At 33.3% G+C, this 16,449-nt stretch carries 14 protein-coding genes and 1 pseudogene; 6 read left to right on the top strand and 9 right to left on the bottom strand.

The window, feature by feature from the left end:
• Positions 1-176: pseudogene (locus Cyrtocomes_RS06120) on the top strand (transposase); the annotation flags it as partial.
• Between the two features lie 406 nt (positions 177-582).
• Here Cyrtocomes_RS06120 and sohB read toward each other — a convergent pair.
• From sohB to Cyrtocomes_RS02560, 6 genes are all read right to left on the bottom strand, one after another.
• Positions 583-1,566, bottom strand: coding sequence for a protease SohB (gene sohB / locus Cyrtocomes_RS02585; RefSeq protein WP_322497652.1), 984 nt, complete (start codon positions 1,564-1,566; stop codon positions 583-585).
• Between the two features lie 82 nt (positions 1,567-1,648).
• Positions 1,649-2,116, bottom strand: coding sequence for a hypothetical protein (locus Cyrtocomes_RS02580; protein WP_322497651.1), 468 nt, complete (start codon positions 2,114-2,116; stop codon positions 1,649-1,651).
• Positions 2,117-2,121: 5 nt separating this feature from the next.
• Complete coding sequence (locus Cyrtocomes_RS02575; RefSeq protein ID WP_322497650.1) at positions 2,122-2,247, bottom strand: hypothetical protein; 126 nt, start codon at positions 2,245-2,247, stop codon at positions 2,122-2,124.
• Positions 2,244-3,599: a signal recognition particle protein gene (locus tag Cyrtocomes_RS02570; RefSeq protein ID WP_322497649.1), complete on the bottom strand. Its 1,356-nt coding sequence runs from the start codon at positions 3,597-3,599 to the stop codon at positions 2,244-2,246. Before Cyrtocomes_RS02570 ends, Cyrtocomes_RS02575 begins: the two co-directional genes overlap by 4 nt.
• Complete coding sequence (locus Cyrtocomes_RS02565) at positions 3,568-4,416, bottom strand: DMT family transporter (protein ID WP_322497648.1); 849 nt, start codon at positions 4,414-4,416, stop codon at positions 3,568-3,570. The genes Cyrtocomes_RS02570 and Cyrtocomes_RS02565 overlap by 32 nt, the downstream gene beginning before the upstream one ends.
• A gap of 59 nt (positions 4,417-4,475) precedes the next feature.
• Entirely contained in the window at positions 4,476-4,742 is a 267-nt protein-coding gene (locus Cyrtocomes_RS02560; protein ID WP_322497647.1) for a hypothetical protein, read from the bottom strand.
• A gap of 375 nt (positions 4,743-5,117) precedes the next feature.
• On the opposite strand from Cyrtocomes_RS02560, the gene alaS reads away from it, so the two are divergent.
• The 3 genes from alaS (at position 5,118) to Cyrtocomes_RS02545 (ending at position 10,235) form a co-directional block, all read left to right on the top strand.
• Positions 5,118-7,670: an alanine--tRNA ligase gene (gene alaS, locus Cyrtocomes_RS02555; RefSeq protein ID WP_322497646.1), complete on the top strand. Its 2,553-nt coding sequence runs from the start codon at positions 5,118-5,120 to the stop codon at positions 7,668-7,670.
• The gene (gene ligA / locus Cyrtocomes_RS02550) at positions 7,643-9,580 is read left to right on the top strand and encodes an NAD-dependent DNA ligase LigA (protein WP_322497645.1); all 1,938 of its coding nucleotides are present in this window, start codon (positions 7,643-7,645) and stop codon (positions 9,578-9,580) included. Before alaS ends, ligA begins: the two co-directional genes overlap by 28 nt.
• Positions 9,581-9,728: 148 nt before the next feature.
• The gene (locus Cyrtocomes_RS02545; RefSeq protein WP_322497644.1) at positions 9,729-10,235 is read left to right on the top strand and encodes a hypothetical protein; all 507 of its coding nucleotides are present in this window, start codon (positions 9,729-9,731) and stop codon (positions 10,233-10,235) included.
• A gap of 272 nt (positions 10,236-10,507) precedes the next feature.
• On the opposite strand, the gene Cyrtocomes_RS02540 is transcribed toward Cyrtocomes_RS02545, so the two are convergent.
• The 3 genes from Cyrtocomes_RS02540 to bioB form a co-directional block, all read right to left on the bottom strand.
• The gene (locus tag Cyrtocomes_RS02540) at positions 10,508-10,999 is read right to left on the bottom strand and encodes an SH3 domain-containing protein (RefSeq protein ID WP_322497643.1); all 492 of its coding nucleotides are present in this window, start codon (positions 10,997-10,999) and stop codon (positions 10,508-10,510) included.
• A complete protein-coding gene (locus Cyrtocomes_RS02535; protein ID WP_322497642.1) occupies positions 10,996-13,392 on the bottom strand; it encodes a valine--tRNA ligase in 2,397 nt (798 codons plus the stop codon). Before Cyrtocomes_RS02535 ends, Cyrtocomes_RS02540 begins: the two co-directional genes overlap by 4 nt.
• A 120-nt stretch (positions 13,393-13,512) precedes the next feature.
• Positions 13,513-14,445 carry a biotin synthase BioB gene (gene bioB / locus Cyrtocomes_RS02530; protein WP_322497641.1) on the bottom strand — a complete coding sequence of 311 codons (933 nt, stop codon included), beginning with the start codon at positions 14,443-14,445 and terminating at the stop codon, positions 13,513-13,515.
• A 20-nt stretch (positions 14,446-14,465) separates the two neighbouring features.
• Between bioB and Cyrtocomes_RS02525 the strand changes: the two genes are divergently transcribed.
• Both Cyrtocomes_RS02525 and Cyrtocomes_RS02520 read left to right on the top strand, forming a co-directional pair.
• Complete coding sequence (locus tag Cyrtocomes_RS02525) at positions 14,466-15,608, top strand: aminotransferase class I/II-fold pyridoxal phosphate-dependent enzyme (protein WP_322497640.1); 1,143 nt, start codon at positions 14,466-14,468, stop codon at positions 15,606-15,608.
• Positions 15,592-16,239 carry a hypothetical protein gene (locus Cyrtocomes_RS02520; protein WP_322497639.1) on the top strand — a complete coding sequence of 216 codons (648 nt, stop codon included), beginning with the start codon at positions 15,592-15,594 and terminating at the stop codon, positions 16,237-16,239. The genes Cyrtocomes_RS02525 and Cyrtocomes_RS02520 overlap by 17 nt, the downstream gene beginning before the upstream one ends.
• The last annotated feature ends 210 nt before the right edge of the window (positions 16,240-16,449 follow it).

Raw genomic sequence — 16,449 nt, 5'->3', positions numbered from 1 at the left:
ATATCTGGTTAAAGCAGGAATTGCTCCTAAGTTTAGGACCTGGACATGTATTAATTTTAGATAACGCTAGCTTTCATAAATCAGCTCCAACACAAAAAATAGTATAAGAATATAGATGCAAAATGCTATTCCTGCCTCCGTATTCTCCTGATTTAAATCCTATAGAGAAGTATTGGGCAATATGAAGGTTAAGATACCAGAATTACTACATAATGTCACTAGCTTAGAGCAAGCCATGGACCTAGCAATTTTATCAATGTAATTTTAAATGATAATATGAGATTAAGAGGATGAGAGATAGAAACATATAGATCAATTGCAAAAGAGCTAAAAAGAGTCTATAGTGAAAGATACGCCGAGATTAAATAGGAATTAAAGGTAATAGTGCGTATATAGCTAGAGTGCTGATAAAGAAGGGGTAGGAAAGGATGATAAAGTGGATAAGCTAAAAAAAATGGTAGCAAAGAAATAAAGTAAGTTATGACTTATGAACATAAGTGTGAAGACATGCTCATCTTATGCTCATAGTACTTTCAAAATAGGCTCCAAGAAATTTCTAAAATCTATATTTATTCAATATTGCTAATTTATGCTGAAATTCTGTAACCTCTCCATTAATACATCACAAACATTAGAGAATTTTTTTATTACATTAGTTTTTTTCCCTTTCTGCTGTACTGAGTAAACAACTTCTCCATTATCATATAATTTCATTAAGTAATCTTGGCTCGTAATTAATTCATCAACTAGCATTAATTCTTTTGCCTTTATTGCTAACCAATATTCACCAGTAGCAACCTTTTCTATATCCACTATAGGGCGATGAAATTTTATCATATCTTTAAAAACCTCATGCATCTCATCTAATTCTGATTTGAGTTTTTGTCTGTCTTCGTCTGTGTTTTTGCCAAACATTGTCACTGTTCTCTTATATTTACCAGATGTTATTTGCTCAAAATCCACACCCTTTTCATTTAAAAATCTGTTAAAATTTGGAGTTTGTGCAATAACACCTATAGATCCAATTATAGCGGATGGAGCTGCGATAATTTTATTAGCAATACATGCCATCATATATCCACCACTTGCTGCCACTTTATCAACAGATATAATCAACTCTATGCCAGCACTTCTTATTCTAGAAAGTTCTGCGGATGCAAGACCGTAGCCAATTATTGTTCCACCAGGGGATTCTAAAATTAAAAATACCTTATCATCTTTAGATGCCACAGAGAGAATGGCAGTAATTTCACGTTTTAGAGAATCAACGGCAGTTGCCTTAATATTTCCATTAAAATTTAGTACAAATGTCTTTGGTGCATTTTTATCTATATTTTTAATCTTGAATTTAATAGAGTCTGCTAGCTCTTTAAACTTTTTCTTTTCAAATACATTTTTAGCCATTTTTAGCTTAATCTTATAAAACTTCTCTGCTAAATTTTTGATTATTAGCCCATTATTCTCTTTTTTCTTTTTGAGTATATTCATTACAACCAAAAAAATTATAGCAGCGATAAGAATGGTTATAACTTTTAGTAAAAACGGTAAATAATCTGAGCAGAGCATTTTGAAATAAAAGAAAAAAGCGTAAATATATAACAACAGAAAAACACTTATTATGCTAATTTAGCATAATAAAATTAATAAACTATCTTATTGTAGAAGGTGAGGTTTTAGCTACCCTCTTAGACTTTAGCTTACTTTTATCATGCACAATACCAGCAATAAAATTTGAAAAAGTTTTATCACCCCTTGATTTCATATCAGTAACATATTGTGAAACTTTATATGTATATAGTTTATCCTTTTCATATTGTGCTATATCAGATACCAAATCATCATCATCAAATTTAAAGTAAGTAATGTAACATTTAGCGGCCCTCCTTCTGGTCAATGGCCCTGTTTCAGATAAAATGCCGAGATAAAGAAACCCCTCATCATCTATTGTAGGGGGGCCAAAACGAGCATATATATCATTTTTTGTGGTAACCCCCCTTATTATACTTGATATTTCTCTATCCGATATAAATGAACCAACTTTCTCAGTTCTTTTACTGCATGCACATAGACTCAATACGATTAGCAATAAAAATCTTTTTAATATAATTTTAACCATAAGAATCAATTACCTTCTTTTTTATTATCCAATTTCTTTTTACGACGTGCTAAATTAAGTCTTAGCGCTTTAGAGAGCTCCTCTTTTCTTTTTTCTTGTTCCTCAATTAACTTAGATTCTTTTTTTATCATATGAGCCCACCACTCTTTATCATTTTTAAAATCTGACTATTTGGTAATTTACCAAATTTTTTGAACATAGATTGCATAGATAAAAATTGTTTAATAAGTCTATTTATTTCAACTATACTAACACCAGACCCAAGTGCTATACGCTTTTTTCTGGAACCATTTATTATAGCGGGATACATCCTTTCCTTTTTGGTCATTGATCGTATCATAGCTTCTTGCCTCAACAACTTATTTTTTAATTCTTTTGTATTAATCTTTGCTGCCACATTACCAGAGAGCATACCTAATATTGAGGCAACGCCACCCATTTTTTTCATTCCTTGTAGTTGTGATAACATATCGGTAAAATCAAATTTACCCTCCTTAATACGCTTCACTAATACTTCAGACTCCTGTTCATTGGTTATACCTTCAATGCTTTCCCTTAAAGATTCTACATCACCAGAACCCATTATTCGTAAAGCTATTCTATCTGGGTGGAATTCGTAAATATCCATATTAGCCTCGCCTGAACAAAGGAACTTAATAGGGAGCTTTGTATCATACGTCATACTTATCGCAGCCCCGCCCTTTGCATCACTATCCATCTTAGTAAAAATTATACCAGACAATCCTACTTCAAAATTAAACGAGCTTGCTATGTTTAAGGCCTCTTGACCAATCATTATATCCGAAACTAAAATCGTCTCACATGGCTTTAGTATCCCTTTAATTAAGTTGAGCTCATGCATTAGTGATTCATCTACTTGCATCCTTCCTGCTGTATCAACAATTAATATATCATTAGGAGCAAGTTCTATTGCTTTGGCAATATCTATTGGTGATTTATAATTTTTATATGACAAGACTTCTATAGCATTATCATTTCCTAGTTTTGCTAATTGCTCCATAGCAGCTGGTCTTGTTGTATCAAGAGAAACCATCTTGATATTTTTATTTTGATTCTTCTTTTTTATCAACGAAGCAAGTTTTGCAGCTGTTGTAGTTTTCCCAGAACCCTGCAAGCCCACTAACATTATGACAGTATTTTTCTCTGATATTTTTAATGTAGAAAAAGCACCTATAAGTTTATGAAGTTCCTCTTGAAATAAACCCATCAAAACCTTACCAGGTGAGATACTCTTTTTTATATTTGATGATCCAATTTTTTCCTCCAAACTTGATACAAGAGCTTTAGTTGCACTCAAAGAAACATCAGATTCTAAAAGAATTATCCTAATATCACTCAAAAATTGCTCTATCTCTCTATCTGTCAGAAGGCCACGTGAGAGGAACTTGTTAAATATGGAACTTATACCAGAGGAGATACTGTTAAACATTTCAAGAATTCTTTTTACGTTGCAAAAATACAAATATCGATGAACAGGCTATTATGCAAGAGCCTATTATACTTTCCAATGATGGAGTATAGCCATACAATACATATGTTACAATACAGGTAATTGGAAATCTACAGTAAGAAAATGGCATTAATAATGTTATGGGGGCAAATTTATACGCTAAAAATATAACTACTACATTTATAGTAGAGAGTACCGCTATGCAGGTGAGTATATAGTAATGTGAGATATAATGCCCAAATCGTGCATTATATAATGCAACAGGGGCTAAAAAGATTATGCCTATCCAAAAAGAGTGAAAAGCTTGAACAATACTATGCTCAGTTCCGGATTGTTTTTTACAAATTATATCGTGAAAAGCCCATGAAAAACATGAGATAATTATTGATGCGGCGCCAACAAAGCCAATATTAAAAGACGGTTTTAGTGATATATAAACGCCTATAAAGCCTGTTAGAGTAGCTATTATATATTTATAGTTAAGCCGTTCTTTACATATTAATATTCCAAGAATTGTTGTTATAATTGGTGTAATATAACTGATAGCGCTTGCTTCATTTATTCCTATTTTGCTTATTGCATAGATCCAAGTAGTTATACCTAAAGCATTTGCAAATGCCCTAAACAAATAAAGAAGCCATGAAGATTTCATGGAAAACCCAACTTTTAATGCAATAGGGAATGTAAGAATAGAGCCTAGTATCATGGCAACAAAACACATCTCAGGCACACCAAAATACCAAGATAAGCTCTTAAAAAGAAAAGATGTGGTAATAAATAAAGAGATATTAAGTAACTTTAGCAAGATACCTGATGTACTTTTTGTCATATAAAAAACCAGATACAACTAAGTTCCACTCATAAACAGTTTAATATAATTAATATATGCTACTCTACTTTGCTACCTTTGGCAGATAGTCCAAATAATTCCCTATCCTTTTTTTTGGTTAAAAACTCATCCATTTGTACGGCTAATTGTTCCACGCCCCCCTCGGCCTTAAGCTTTTTTAGATAGAATGCACCTATTAATTCACCCCTCCTTATATCATCTTCTTTTTCTTTTTTATCTTTTTGCTTCTTTGCCTTTTCTATTCTAGCAGTAATAGCTTTTTGCAATTTTTGCAGCTTATCTAAATCTACTTTTCTGCCGCGCATTCACTTATAATTCAAAATTGAACAGATATGTGTGGATCATATATAAAAATATATTCAAGTAAACTGTATAATCCTCTGCTTATAAATTTAGATTTGAAAATTAAGTATTTTACATAACTTTACTGATTTGATAATCCCATCTTATCTAAGCATAAAATGGCTCTTTCTTAATTCATTTTATAAATTATCGAAATAAATATTAATAAAGCTTGGAGGTGTTGAGAAATTACTAGTGTGATTAAGTGATGTTGGTAGTAATGCTGCGTTTATATTACTCCACAAGATTATTTGATATACATGTATCTATCCTTCCTCTTGATTGGGCTCATTTTATATATATCATCCCATATAGCCTAAAGGATATATATCTAAGTTATGAAATTAAATGATATTAGAGAAAGCTTTTTAAGATATTTTAAAAAACATGACCATGTGATAGTGGAATCCTCTCCACTTATTCCACATAATGATCCATCACTGATGTTTGTAAACTCTGGGATGGTGCAGTTTAAAAATTATTTTACAGGCTTGGATAAACCGCAATTTAGCAAAGTAACAACAAGTCAAAAATGTGTAAGGGCTGGTGGGAAACATAATGACTTAGAGAATGTAGGTTATACCGCAAGGCATCATACATTTTTTGAGATGCTTGGAAATTTTGCATTTCAAGGTGCGTATTTTAAAGAACAAGCTATTCTTCTTGCCTGGAATTTTCTAATACAAGAATTAAACCTTAATAAAGAAAAATTATATGTAACGGTTTTTAGCGAAGATAATGAAGCAAAGACAATATGGAAAAAGGTTAGTGGATTTTCAGATAATAAAATAATAGATATATCAACGTCTGACAATTTTTGGTCTATGGGTGATACAGGACCATGTGGCCCATGCAGTGAGATATTTTATGATCATGGTAATAAATATGAAGGTGGGTTACCTGGTTCAATAAATCAAGATGGGGATCGGTATATAGAGATTTGGAATATTGTGTTTATGCAATATAACCAGGATATCAACGGTAAGAGAGAAGTGTTGCCAAATCCTGCTATTGATACTGGAATGGGACTTGAGCGAATTTCAGCAGTTATGCAGGGGGTTAATAGTAATTATGAGATAGATTTATTTAAGAGATTGATTGATGCTTCGTATAGCATCATAAAAAATAAACTTGGCAGCCCATCTCATAGAGTTATAGCAGATCACCTTAGATCTTCTGTGTTTTTAATAGCAGACGGAATTTTACCAAGTAATGAAGGAAGGGGCTATGTGCTCAGAAGAATAATAAGAAGAGCAATGAGACATGTACATTCGCTTGGATACGAAGGCAATATACTTTCTGCGCTATCAAATATCTTAATAGAAGAGATGCACAGAGCCTATCCTGAGATAAAAAGGGCGCAGGCCTTGATAGAATCCACACTTCACGATGAGGAAGAAAGGTTTTCAGAAACATTATCAAGGGGTATGAGAATTATAGAAGGAGAAATATCTAAAATATCTAGTGGTGGTATTTTAAGTGGTGATAAGGCCTTTCTTTTATATGATACATATGGATTCCCGCTTGATTTAACAAAAGATTTTTTACTACAGCATAATATATCTGTAGATGAGAAGAGATTTGAAGAAGCAATGCTTGAACAAAAGCAAAGGAGCTCTTGGAAAGGTTCTGGAGAAAGTATGCAGGATAAAATTTGGTTTGAGTATTCGCTAGTGCCAACAAATTTTTGTGGATATGAAAGATACGAGTGTACAGCTGATATCTTGGGTATTGTAAAAGATGGCGTAAGAGTGGAGAGTGCACAAGGTGGTGAGGTTTTTATAATATTTAATCAAACCCCATTTTATGCAGAATCTGGCGGCCAGGTGGCAGATACAGGAGTGGCAGGTATACACAGTGTGCTTGATGTACAAAATGGTGGTAATGATCTTTTTATACACAAAGTCCTTTTGCATGATAGCGTAATGATTGGTGATGTACTCAATCTACATGTTGATATAAAGAGGAGGAATAAGATAAAAGCAAATCACTCAGCGACTCATATTTTACATAAGGCTCTTAAAGATATTCTCGGCCAACATGTTGTGCAAAAAGGCTCATTGGTTAATGAGTCTAAATTACGATTTGATTTTGCTCACAATAGCAAACTACCGGAGGGTGTTATACTTCAGATAGAAAAAGTAGTAAATGAACATATAGTAGCAAATTGCCAGGTATCTATTGATTTTATGCAAAAACAAAAAGCTATTGAAAGAGGTGCTCAAGCATTATTTGGTGAAAAGTATGGTGATGAAGTCAGAGTTATAGCAATGGGTGATTCTATTGAGCTTTGTGGTGGAACTCATGTAAATAGAACGGGCGATATAGGGCTATTTAAGATAGTATCAGAGGAGGCTATTGCATCTGGTATAAGAAGAATAGAAGCGCTAACTGGTGAAATTGCTTTTGAATTTTTAAGTAATAAGAGTAGCTCTATAAAAAAGATTGCTGATTTTTTAAAAACTAAAGAAGAGGGGTTGTTGGATGAAATAAAGAACTTAAAGCAAAAGAATGGCATTCTTGAAAATGAATTATCTATATTCAAAATAAAGCAGCTTTATGCCACAGCCTCATTTGAAAAATTGAATCATGTATATTTTACTATAATTGAAACAGATCAATTTATTGATTTAAAGTTAGCTCTAGATCATATGAGGTCTAAAGATTCTATTGTAGTTTTACTTATAAAGGATAGCACTATGTGTATCTTTTCTTATTCTGCCCTTGTATCTGCTGCTGATGTATTGGGAGAATGCATAAAGAATACTGCTGGAAAAGGCGGTGGAAGTAAGTTGATGGCTCAGGCTGGGGGGTTTAGTATATCTGATAACCATTGGATAAAAGAGAATATAAAAAAAATAATATGCAAAATAGAAGAAAAGAAGAAATAGAGGCGCTTGAAAAAGAAATAGAGAGGCACAATCACCTTTATTATAATCTTGATTCACCAGAGATAAGTGATCAAGAATATGATGAACTATGTAAGAGATTAAAAATCCTACATGAACATTCAAGTGTTTTAGATAGAGTTTCTGGTGAAGTAGATAAAAAGTTTAATAAAACTAAGCATTTAAGAGGGATGCTATCTCTTGATAATGCATTTTCTTTTAATGAAGTGGAGAGCTTTATCAAAAGGGGGCAAAAAATATTAGGCATAGATTTTTTTCCTGAACTATTTTGTGACCCAAAGGTAGATGGTTTATCATTTTCGATAATTTATTCTAAAGGAAAAATATCAAGGGCAGTTACTAGAGGTGATGGAAGATATGGTGAAGAAATAACGGAAAATATTAAGGCAATACACTCTATGCCGATAGAAATACCATTTTTTGAGGATCTTGAGGTTAGGGGAGAGGTATATATGGAAAATACAGAATTTGAGAAGTTAAATTATCAAAGGCAAGAAGATGGGGAGATGTTATTCGCTAATCCAAGAAATGCTGCAGCTGGCTCATTGAGGCAGCTTGATCCGGCTATTACAAAAAAGAGGAATTTAAAGTATATAGCATGGCAAGCATTTTTGGAGAGTGGTCAAAAGCATAGTGAGGTAATCTCATTTATAAAGAATTTAGGATTCATAACTAGCAATAATTCATCTGTATGTAGCTCAATTGAAGAGCTGGAAGCCTATTATACATTGATGGAAAATAAGAGGAGCTCTCTTTGTTATGGAATAGATGGCCTTGTATATAAGGTAAATGATATAAGTTTACAAAATGATTTAGGTAACACTAATAAAGCCCCAAGGTGGGCTATTGCACATAAATTCTCCTCTCAATCTGCTATTACAAAATTGAATGATATAACAATACAGGTTGGCAGAACAGGTGTTTTAACGCCAGTTGCAGAGCTTGAGCCCATAAACATAGGTGGCTCCATAATATCCAGAGCCACTCTTCATAATATGGCCGAAATCACACGAAAAGATATAAGAATAGGTGATTACGTTATTGTAGAAAGGGCAGGGGATGTAATACCATATATCTCTTCATCTAAGCATGAGCTTAGAGAGCCGGATAGCAAAGTTTTTAATATGCCAGAAAAGTGCCCATGCTGCTTAGGGTCATTAATTAAAGATGGAGATATCATTATCAGATGTATAGCAGGATCTAGGTGTGAATCACAGGTAATAGAATCTATAAAGCATTTTGCCTCTAAGAAAGCTGCTAATATTATAGGGTTGGGTGCAAAGCAGATAGAGGATTTATTTAGGCGTAATATTATAAAAACACCTATAGATATAATGAATCTTAAAAAGTATATGTTGCGTGAATTAAGGGGGTTTGGAGAAAAATCAATAAATAATATTTTATTATCTATAGAATCTGCAAGAGATATTACAATATCAAGATTTATATATTCACTTGGAATTAAAAATGTTGGACAAGTTAATGCGGAAACTATAGCAGCTCACTTTGAAACAATAGAGGAATTATCTCAAAGTTCGCTTCAAATATTACAAAATATTCTAGGGGATGTTGTTGCATCATCACTCAGAGAGTATTTGAATGATAACCAAGCATACATTACAGAGCTAGCTTCGCACTTTAATATACAGAAAAATAAGATAAGTAAGCATAGTCAATTATATGGAAAGAAGGTTGTTATTACAGGAACATTTTCTATAAGTAGAGATAAGCTGACTGAAATAATCAAGAATAATGGCGCTAAGATCATGGCTGGTATTTCTAGTAATACGGATATGTTAATAGTTGGGATGTCGCCCGGATCAAAGCTAGAAAAGGCTAAGAAGTTGGGAATAAGAATAGTAGATGAAGAAGTTATTAGAGAAATGATATGATTATATATGAAATTCTATCATAACTAATGAGACTCTCTATTATTATTCAGATAAAGAGCAGGCTGAGTTATTGATTGTTTTTTATATACAAGTCTTTGATTACTATGTTATAATTCAACCCATCTACTTTATTAAAGTTGTTTTTTGCATGCAAATTCAAAAAGAATTAACACCACTTGGATTCATTATTCAAAATGCTACCTCAATGTGCGCTTATGATTTTAATCGATTTAACTCCCGTCTAGAATCAGCTCTTAAATCTGGGGTGTTAGGCGCGCTTGATAAAGATTCGCTTCTTTTATTTCTTGAATATTCTAAAAGTAAGAGCACTTATGATTTCAATCTACTTCAATCCCGTCTAGAATCAGCTCTTAAATCTGGGGTGTTAGGCGCGCTTGATAAAGATTCGCTTCTTTTATTTCTTGAATATTCTAAAAGTAAGAGCGCTTATGATTTCAATCTACTTCAATCCCGTCTAGAATTAGCTCTTAAATCAGGAGTGTTAGATATGCTTGCTGAAAAAAGCATTCCTCATCTAAAAGAAGCAAGTATAAATCAGTGCTGCGCAGGTATAACAAAATATGCAGATATGGATGATCATAATTGTGATCCTTTACATGAATTTCATTCTAATGATTCCTTAGATATTCATTAGAATAATATAATAAAATTATACAGCACCAGAAGGTTATTGTTACAATAACCTTCTTTCTAAATATAGCTATATAGCTAGATCGCCATAAAAAAGTTACATCTTGAAAACACTTTAGTTATCCTTGAGTATTGCTAAATAACTCATTATGCAATCATTATAGCAAAAAATAAGATACTAGGCATCTAACTCCAAATTAGGTTCTGATATAGTATATATAATAGAGATCAAATTACTCAAATAAATTCAAGCTATACTTAAATAAGTTCTAAATGTTACTGTAATCCCTTTCCAAATACCTCATCCTTAAAAACCCCCCATATATTAGTTTTTAAAATCCAGCCCTTTATATTTTCGTCATATAATAAGCACCAATCTTTATTGCATTTTTTTACTTGCATGATGAGCCCTTTTTCCAAAATGGACATAATCCTTGCATTCTGTTTTGGTAATCTATAAAGGGATATCTTACCATTTGCAGTAGTTATAGCAAATCTAGCACTCTTTATTCCACTTGAATGAACCCACCCCTCCTTATTATCTACATCCTTTGCCATTATCCAACCATCTTGTTCATCTATAACTATCAGTGGCATGTTCTTACATTCATACGTAGCCTTGATAGGATATTGCATTCCAGGCCCAACTCTAAGATTGGTTATATTAGATTTAAGAGTTACAAATCTTGGAACATGTAGGGAAAATGCTGATTCATAAAATAAACAAGAGGTTAGTATAAAGGCAGTTAATTGAATAAAATAACTCATTCTATTTTAACTGAAACTTTTTCAGAATGATTAAAGACTACTTCTTTTGCATTTGAAGCATTTTTTATATCTAAAACTACTGAATCATCTAGAAGTCCAGAAATTGTTAATTTACTTAATTCGGCACTAAGTGGCATATTATGCTCTGATTTAAACTTTCTAATCATCTCAATAATCCCCATTGAATGCTCACCTGCAGCAAGAACAATTTTTGCATCATTGTGAAGAAGCGCTTTTGGCCATGAGCCTCTTTCATGTATTGAGACTCCTTCATTACTATAAATAGAGTGGTATAGCTCTTCCGTGATATGTGGAATAAATGGAGCAAACATCTTCAATATATTAAGAAATGAAAACCACATAGTATAAACAGCGCTATCGGATTGAGCACCTAATTTTGCATATAACCTCTTTTTCACTAACTCTATATAGTTATCGCAATATGTTGTGAAGAAAAAATACTCAATTTTACTTCTTGCAGAGGAATATTCAAAGCTTTTCATACTAGATGTAACAAACTCTAAAACTTGGTCTAATGAATGTAAAATCCATAAATCCAGCGTCTGATTTACTCTATCAATTTTTGGCCGCTCATTTAAATTAGAGATATGAATGTTTAAAAATTTTGCTACGTTCCAAAGTTTATTGATTAATTTTTTACCAGCCTTAAATGCATCCTCAGAATATATTATATCAGAACCTAATTTGGAATTAGAGGCCCAGTACCTTATTACATCCGCACCCTTTTCTTGAATAAGTGATTGTGGTGTTATGACATTTCCTTTTGATTTACTCATTTTTGTCTTATCATTTGCAAGACACCACCCACTAATCATAACATTTTTCCACGGTATAGTATTTTGGTGATGAAAAGCTTTTACAATACTGGCAAATGCCCATGTCCTTATTATTTCATGCGCCTGTATTCTTAAATCAGCGGGAAACAATTTTTTGTGCCTCTCAGGATTGATTGCCAAGTTATTAGTAATTCCAAAACTTGATATTTGTGGTGTTAAAGCGCTAGTAGCCCATGTATCCATAACATCTTTTTCAGGCTCTACCTCCTCCATAGTATATCCGGTAGGTGCCTTTTGCATTGGATCAATAGGCAAATCCTTAAATTCTGCAACTATTACCTTTCCTTCTTCACCTATTCTTTTAGAGTACCAAACAGGAAATGGTATACCAAAATACCTTTGCCTTGATATGCACCAATCCTGATTAAGACCATTAATCCAATTATCTAGTCTTATTTTCATATATTCTGGATGCCAGGAGCATTCTGCAGCCTTATTCAATAGCTGATTAGAATATTCCATTGTCTTTATATACCATTGATTCGTTGGTATTATTTCCAATATAGATCCAGAACGCTCTGCACATTTAACAATTTGATCCACACTCTTCTTGCTTGCTATAAAAGAAGATCTTTCTAATTCTTTAACAATCTCCTCTCTAGCCGGATTTATTTTCATTCCAGAGAACTGTTTTGCATTCTGCAGCCTTCCATGCTTATCTATATGGTTATTAAGCTTAAGATTATACCTTTTCCACCATTTTATATCCTGTATATCACCAAATGTGCAGCACATCACAGCACCAGTTCCTTTTTCCATATCTACATCTTCATCTGCCTTTATATCTACTCTATCCCCGAAAATTGGTGTTATTGCTAATTTTCCAATAAATCTCTTAAACCTACTATCATCTGGGTGCACAAATATAGCGCTACATGCAGAAATTAATTCTGGCCTTGTTGTTGCAATTGATATCTTTTCACCTAATTCTGTATCAAACCCTATTTCATAGATAATACCCTTCCTTTCTTTTTCTTCTATTTCTGCCTGAGCTATTGCGGTTCCATCAACATAATCCCAAAATGTAGGATTATAACTTCTATATAATAAGCCTTTTTTATATAGATCTAAGAATGACATTTGCGATATTTTTTGTGTATGCTCACTTATAGTTTGATACTTATTATCCCAATCAAAACTAATCCCTATTGATCTAAATACACACTCAAATTCTTTTTCAAATTCTATAATTGTTTCTTGGCAAATTTTTATAAATTCATTTCTTAATAGTTCATGAGCTCTTATTCCCTTTATCTTTTCAATCAACCTCTCTGTGGGAAGACCATTATCATCAAAGCCTATCGGGTAAAAGACTGAATAACCAAGCATTCTATAAAATCTTGCTATAAAATCACCTTGCGTATAGCTATATATATGCCCCATATGCAATGAGCCTGAAACAGTAGGCGGCGGTGTATCTATAACGAAATTATCATCCCTATTTACCTCTTCAACCCATTTATAGATTTTGGTACTTGCCCAATAAGACTGCCACTTTTCTTCAGTTTGCTTATATATATAACTTTCGTTCAACAAGTTGCTACCATGAATCTATTAAGTGAGGCTAATACTAATATTTACACTCCATTATCTCAAGAAGATTTATGCAAAATCTTTTCTGATAGCTCCATATCCCTTTTATACTAAAGGATATATTTATATCTTTATTAGCCCAAGCTTTTCAAATAATATTTTATCCTTTTCTAAAGGTGAATTGTTTGCTGTTAAAAGCTTCTCTCCATAAAAAATAGAATTCACGCCAGCAAGGAAACAAAGTGACTGCAACTCCTCAGACATTTGCTCCCTCCCCGCTGATAACCTTAGGTACGAGTTAGGCATCATGATCCTTGCCAGCGATATTACACGAACAAAATCGATAGGGTCCACATCCGCCTGCCCTTCAAGCGGTGTACCAGGTACTTTCACTAATTTATTAATTGGCACTGATTCAGGTTGAATCTTAAGGTTTGCCAAAAATACAAGCATTTTTACCCTATCTTCATTTGTCTCCCCCATGCCTATAATTCCACCACAACAGACCTTAATACCAGCATCTTGTACATGCTGAATTGTTTCTATGCGGTCTTCAAAATTTCTAGTTGTGATAATTTTCTCATAATATTCAGGTGATGTATCTATATTATGATTATAAAAATCAAGCCCTGCTTCAGCTAACTTCTCTGCCTGACCATCTTTAAGTAATCCAAGCGTCACACAAGTTTCTAGACCAATAGCCTTGACCTCCCGCACCATTTGACACACTACCTCAAGATCATCATTTCTTGGCCCCCTCCAAGCGGCCCCCATACAAAACCTTGTACTACCAGCATCCTTAGCTGTTTTTGCAGCTTCTATAACTTCATCAATACCCATAAGTGAGCTCTTTTTTACACTAGTGCTATAATGAGCGGATTGTGGACAATACGAGCAATTTTCTGGGCAACTACCAGTTTTTATGCTAAGTAGCGTACTTATTTGGATAGAGTTAGGCTTAAAATTTTCCCTATGGATTTTTTGCGCCTCATATAATAAATCTGAAAATGGCAGCTTAAAAACTTCCATAGCAGAGTTAACATTCCATTTTTTCAAGGTATATTCAGCAATAAAATATGTTAGAGTGCTATAAGAACTATTGCAACAAACTGCAAGATGGTGGATTATATAGATCAATAGAGAAGCCAAAACAAGGCTTGATTGACTTTTCTACAAATGATTATCTAAATTTAAGAAATAATAAAGAAATTTTAGAATTTGCAATAGAGCTGGCGCACCAACAAGGCATAGGATCCGGTGGCTCTAGACTCCTTTCTGGCAATCATGAAATTTTTGAAAAATTTGAATCACAGATAGCTATAGATAAAAAATCCGAGAGCGCCCTAATATTTAGCTCTGGATTTCAAGCTAATTTCAGCGCTCTTTCCGCACTTTTGAATAAGGAGGCCCTTTCATATCAAGAACCTGTATTATTTTTCGATAGATCAAATCATTCAAGCCTATACCAGGCCGCCTTTTTGAGTAGATCAAAACTTATAAGATTCAGACATAATGATATGCAAAATTTAGAAGATCTAATAAAGGAACATAAAGGAGTAAAATATAAATTCATTGTCACGGAAACATTATTTGGCATGGATGGAGATATATTACCACTGCAAGATGTCATCTCAATAGCAAGAAAATACAATACATTTTTATATATTGATGAAGCTCATGCAACAGGAATATTAGGTAATGATGGCTATGGGCTATCAACAGATTATAATTTAGATGACATACCGCACCTCATTATGGGTACATTTAGCAAAGCGCTTGGGGGCTCAGGCGCATATGTTGCGTGTCCTAGGATAATAAGAGACTATTTAATAAATAAAGCAGCGGGATTTATATACTCAACAGCACCTGCACCAATTATAATTGGTGCAGCATATAAGGCTTGGAAAATGATGAAAGATATGTATAAAGAAAGGAATGCATTGTTATTCAATGCATCTTCTTTAAGAAAAAGGTTAAAAAACTTAGGCTTTGATATAGGAGTTTCTAATTCACATATTATTCCTATAATGGTTAAAAATAGGTTTAATTACGTATTAGAGCTAAAGGCTTTTTTAGCTGATTCTGGTATTGTGGTATCCGCTATAAGACCACCTACTTCACAAAAGGAGAAAATCAGAATCTCGTTTTGTGCTCACCACAATAAAGAAGATATAAATTTCTTAATTAATATTTTATGTAACTATGACAAAAGTAACTGAAACTGATATTCAACATGAAGGCGCTCCAATAGAGCCTAAATGTCGTGAAAATTTTTTTAATTCATTTAGATACGATTTAGTGTCTGAGACAAGGTATAATTTGCAGAGTTTAGCAGGGGTTTTTCAACCGTATTCTGAACAAAATCCACAACAACCATCCGACGATAACAAAGGCGTCAACAAAGTAACAACATTTACTTCTCGCGCACTTTTAGGAGATAATGAAGAAAGAACTATTTGCAAAGCAGCTGCCAAATTTCAGTTTAGTGCAGATGGTTATGGTAGATTTCAAGGCGGCCACGCTATAGAATCCTGGAAAGTTATTGGTTTATTGAATAAAGACGGTTCTTTAGAGACTAAAGTACACGGAGGGTCACTTAGCTATGGGCTTAATAGTGATTGGAAGCTGCTAGGTATTGAAGGGACTATAGAAGCACGTCTTTATGATATTCATCAATCATTAACCGATAACCAAGCAGATTGGCCTATACGCCCATCTTCAGAAGTATCTGGTGATGATGCACTAATAGAGTCAAAATCCACTCAAGATTGTGGTACACAAACAGGTGATAATGAATATTCAGCTGAGCTTGAAATACTACCTACTACTACATGTGTAGAGGGTTGTTAAGTTTTTAGTCACAGAAAGAAAGGCCAGTATTTGACATTTTTCCTCTTGAAAATTTATTCAAATACTGGCCTTTACTTGTATATAAGAAGCAATTTTCAACTCATATTTGAGATATAGCTAAGTCAGTATAAAACGTCATATAAAATAAGAGTTAAAAAGCTAGAGCAATGTGTGGAGCGGCGGATTTGCTTTGCCTGAGTCCATTTTTTC

This window comes from Candidatus Cyrtobacter comes (assembly GCF_034470605.1).
Lineage (GTDB): Bacteria > Pseudomonadota > Alphaproteobacteria > Rickettsiales > Midichloriaceae > Cyrtobacter > Cyrtobacter comes.
Note: the sequence above shows the minus strand (reverse complement) of the source record. Positions and strands in the feature narration are given on the sequence as shown.

Excerpts from the sequence above, each read along its gene's own strand:
- sohB (WP_322497652.1), bottom strand. The coding sequence starts at position 1,566 with ATGCTCTGCTCAGATTATTTACCGTTTTTACTAAAAGTTATAACCATT.
- Cyrtocomes_RS02580 (WP_322497651.1), bottom strand. The coding sequence starts at position 2,116 with ATGGTTAAAATTATATTAAAAAGATTTTTATTGCTAATCGTATTGAGT.
- Cyrtocomes_RS02575 (WP_322497650.1), bottom strand. The coding sequence starts at position 2,247 with ATGATAAAAAAAGAATCTAAGTTAATTGAGGAACAAGAAAAAAGAAAA.
- Cyrtocomes_RS02565 (WP_322497648.1), bottom strand. The coding sequence starts at position 4,416 with ATGACAAAAAGTACATCAGGTATCTTGCTAAAGTTACTTAATATCTCT.
- Cyrtocomes_RS02560 (WP_322497647.1), bottom strand. The coding sequence starts at position 4,742 with ATGCGCGGCAGAAAAGTAGATTTAGATAAGCTGCAAAAATTGCAAAAA.
- alaS (WP_322497646.1), top strand. The coding sequence starts at position 5,118 with ATGAAATTAAATGATATTAGAGAAAGCTTTTTAAGATATTTTAAAAAA.
- ligA (WP_322497645.1), top strand. The coding sequence starts at position 7,643 with ATGCAAAATAGAAGAAAAGAAGAAATAGAGGCGCTTGAAAAAGAAATA.
- Cyrtocomes_RS02545 (WP_322497644.1), top strand. The coding sequence starts at position 9,729 with ATGCAAATTCAAAAAGAATTAACACCACTTGGATTCATTATTCAAAAT.
- Cyrtocomes_RS02540 (WP_322497643.1), bottom strand. The coding sequence starts at position 10,999 with ATGAGTTATTTTATTCAATTAACTGCCTTTATACTAACCTCTTGTTTA.
- Cyrtocomes_RS02525 (WP_322497640.1), top strand. The coding sequence starts at position 14,466 with ATGTTAGAGTGCTATAAGAACTATTGCAACAAACTGCAAGATGGTGGA.
- Cyrtocomes_RS02520 (WP_322497639.1), top strand. The coding sequence starts at position 15,592 with ATGACAAAAGTAACTGAAACTGATATTCAACATGAAGGCGCTCCAATA.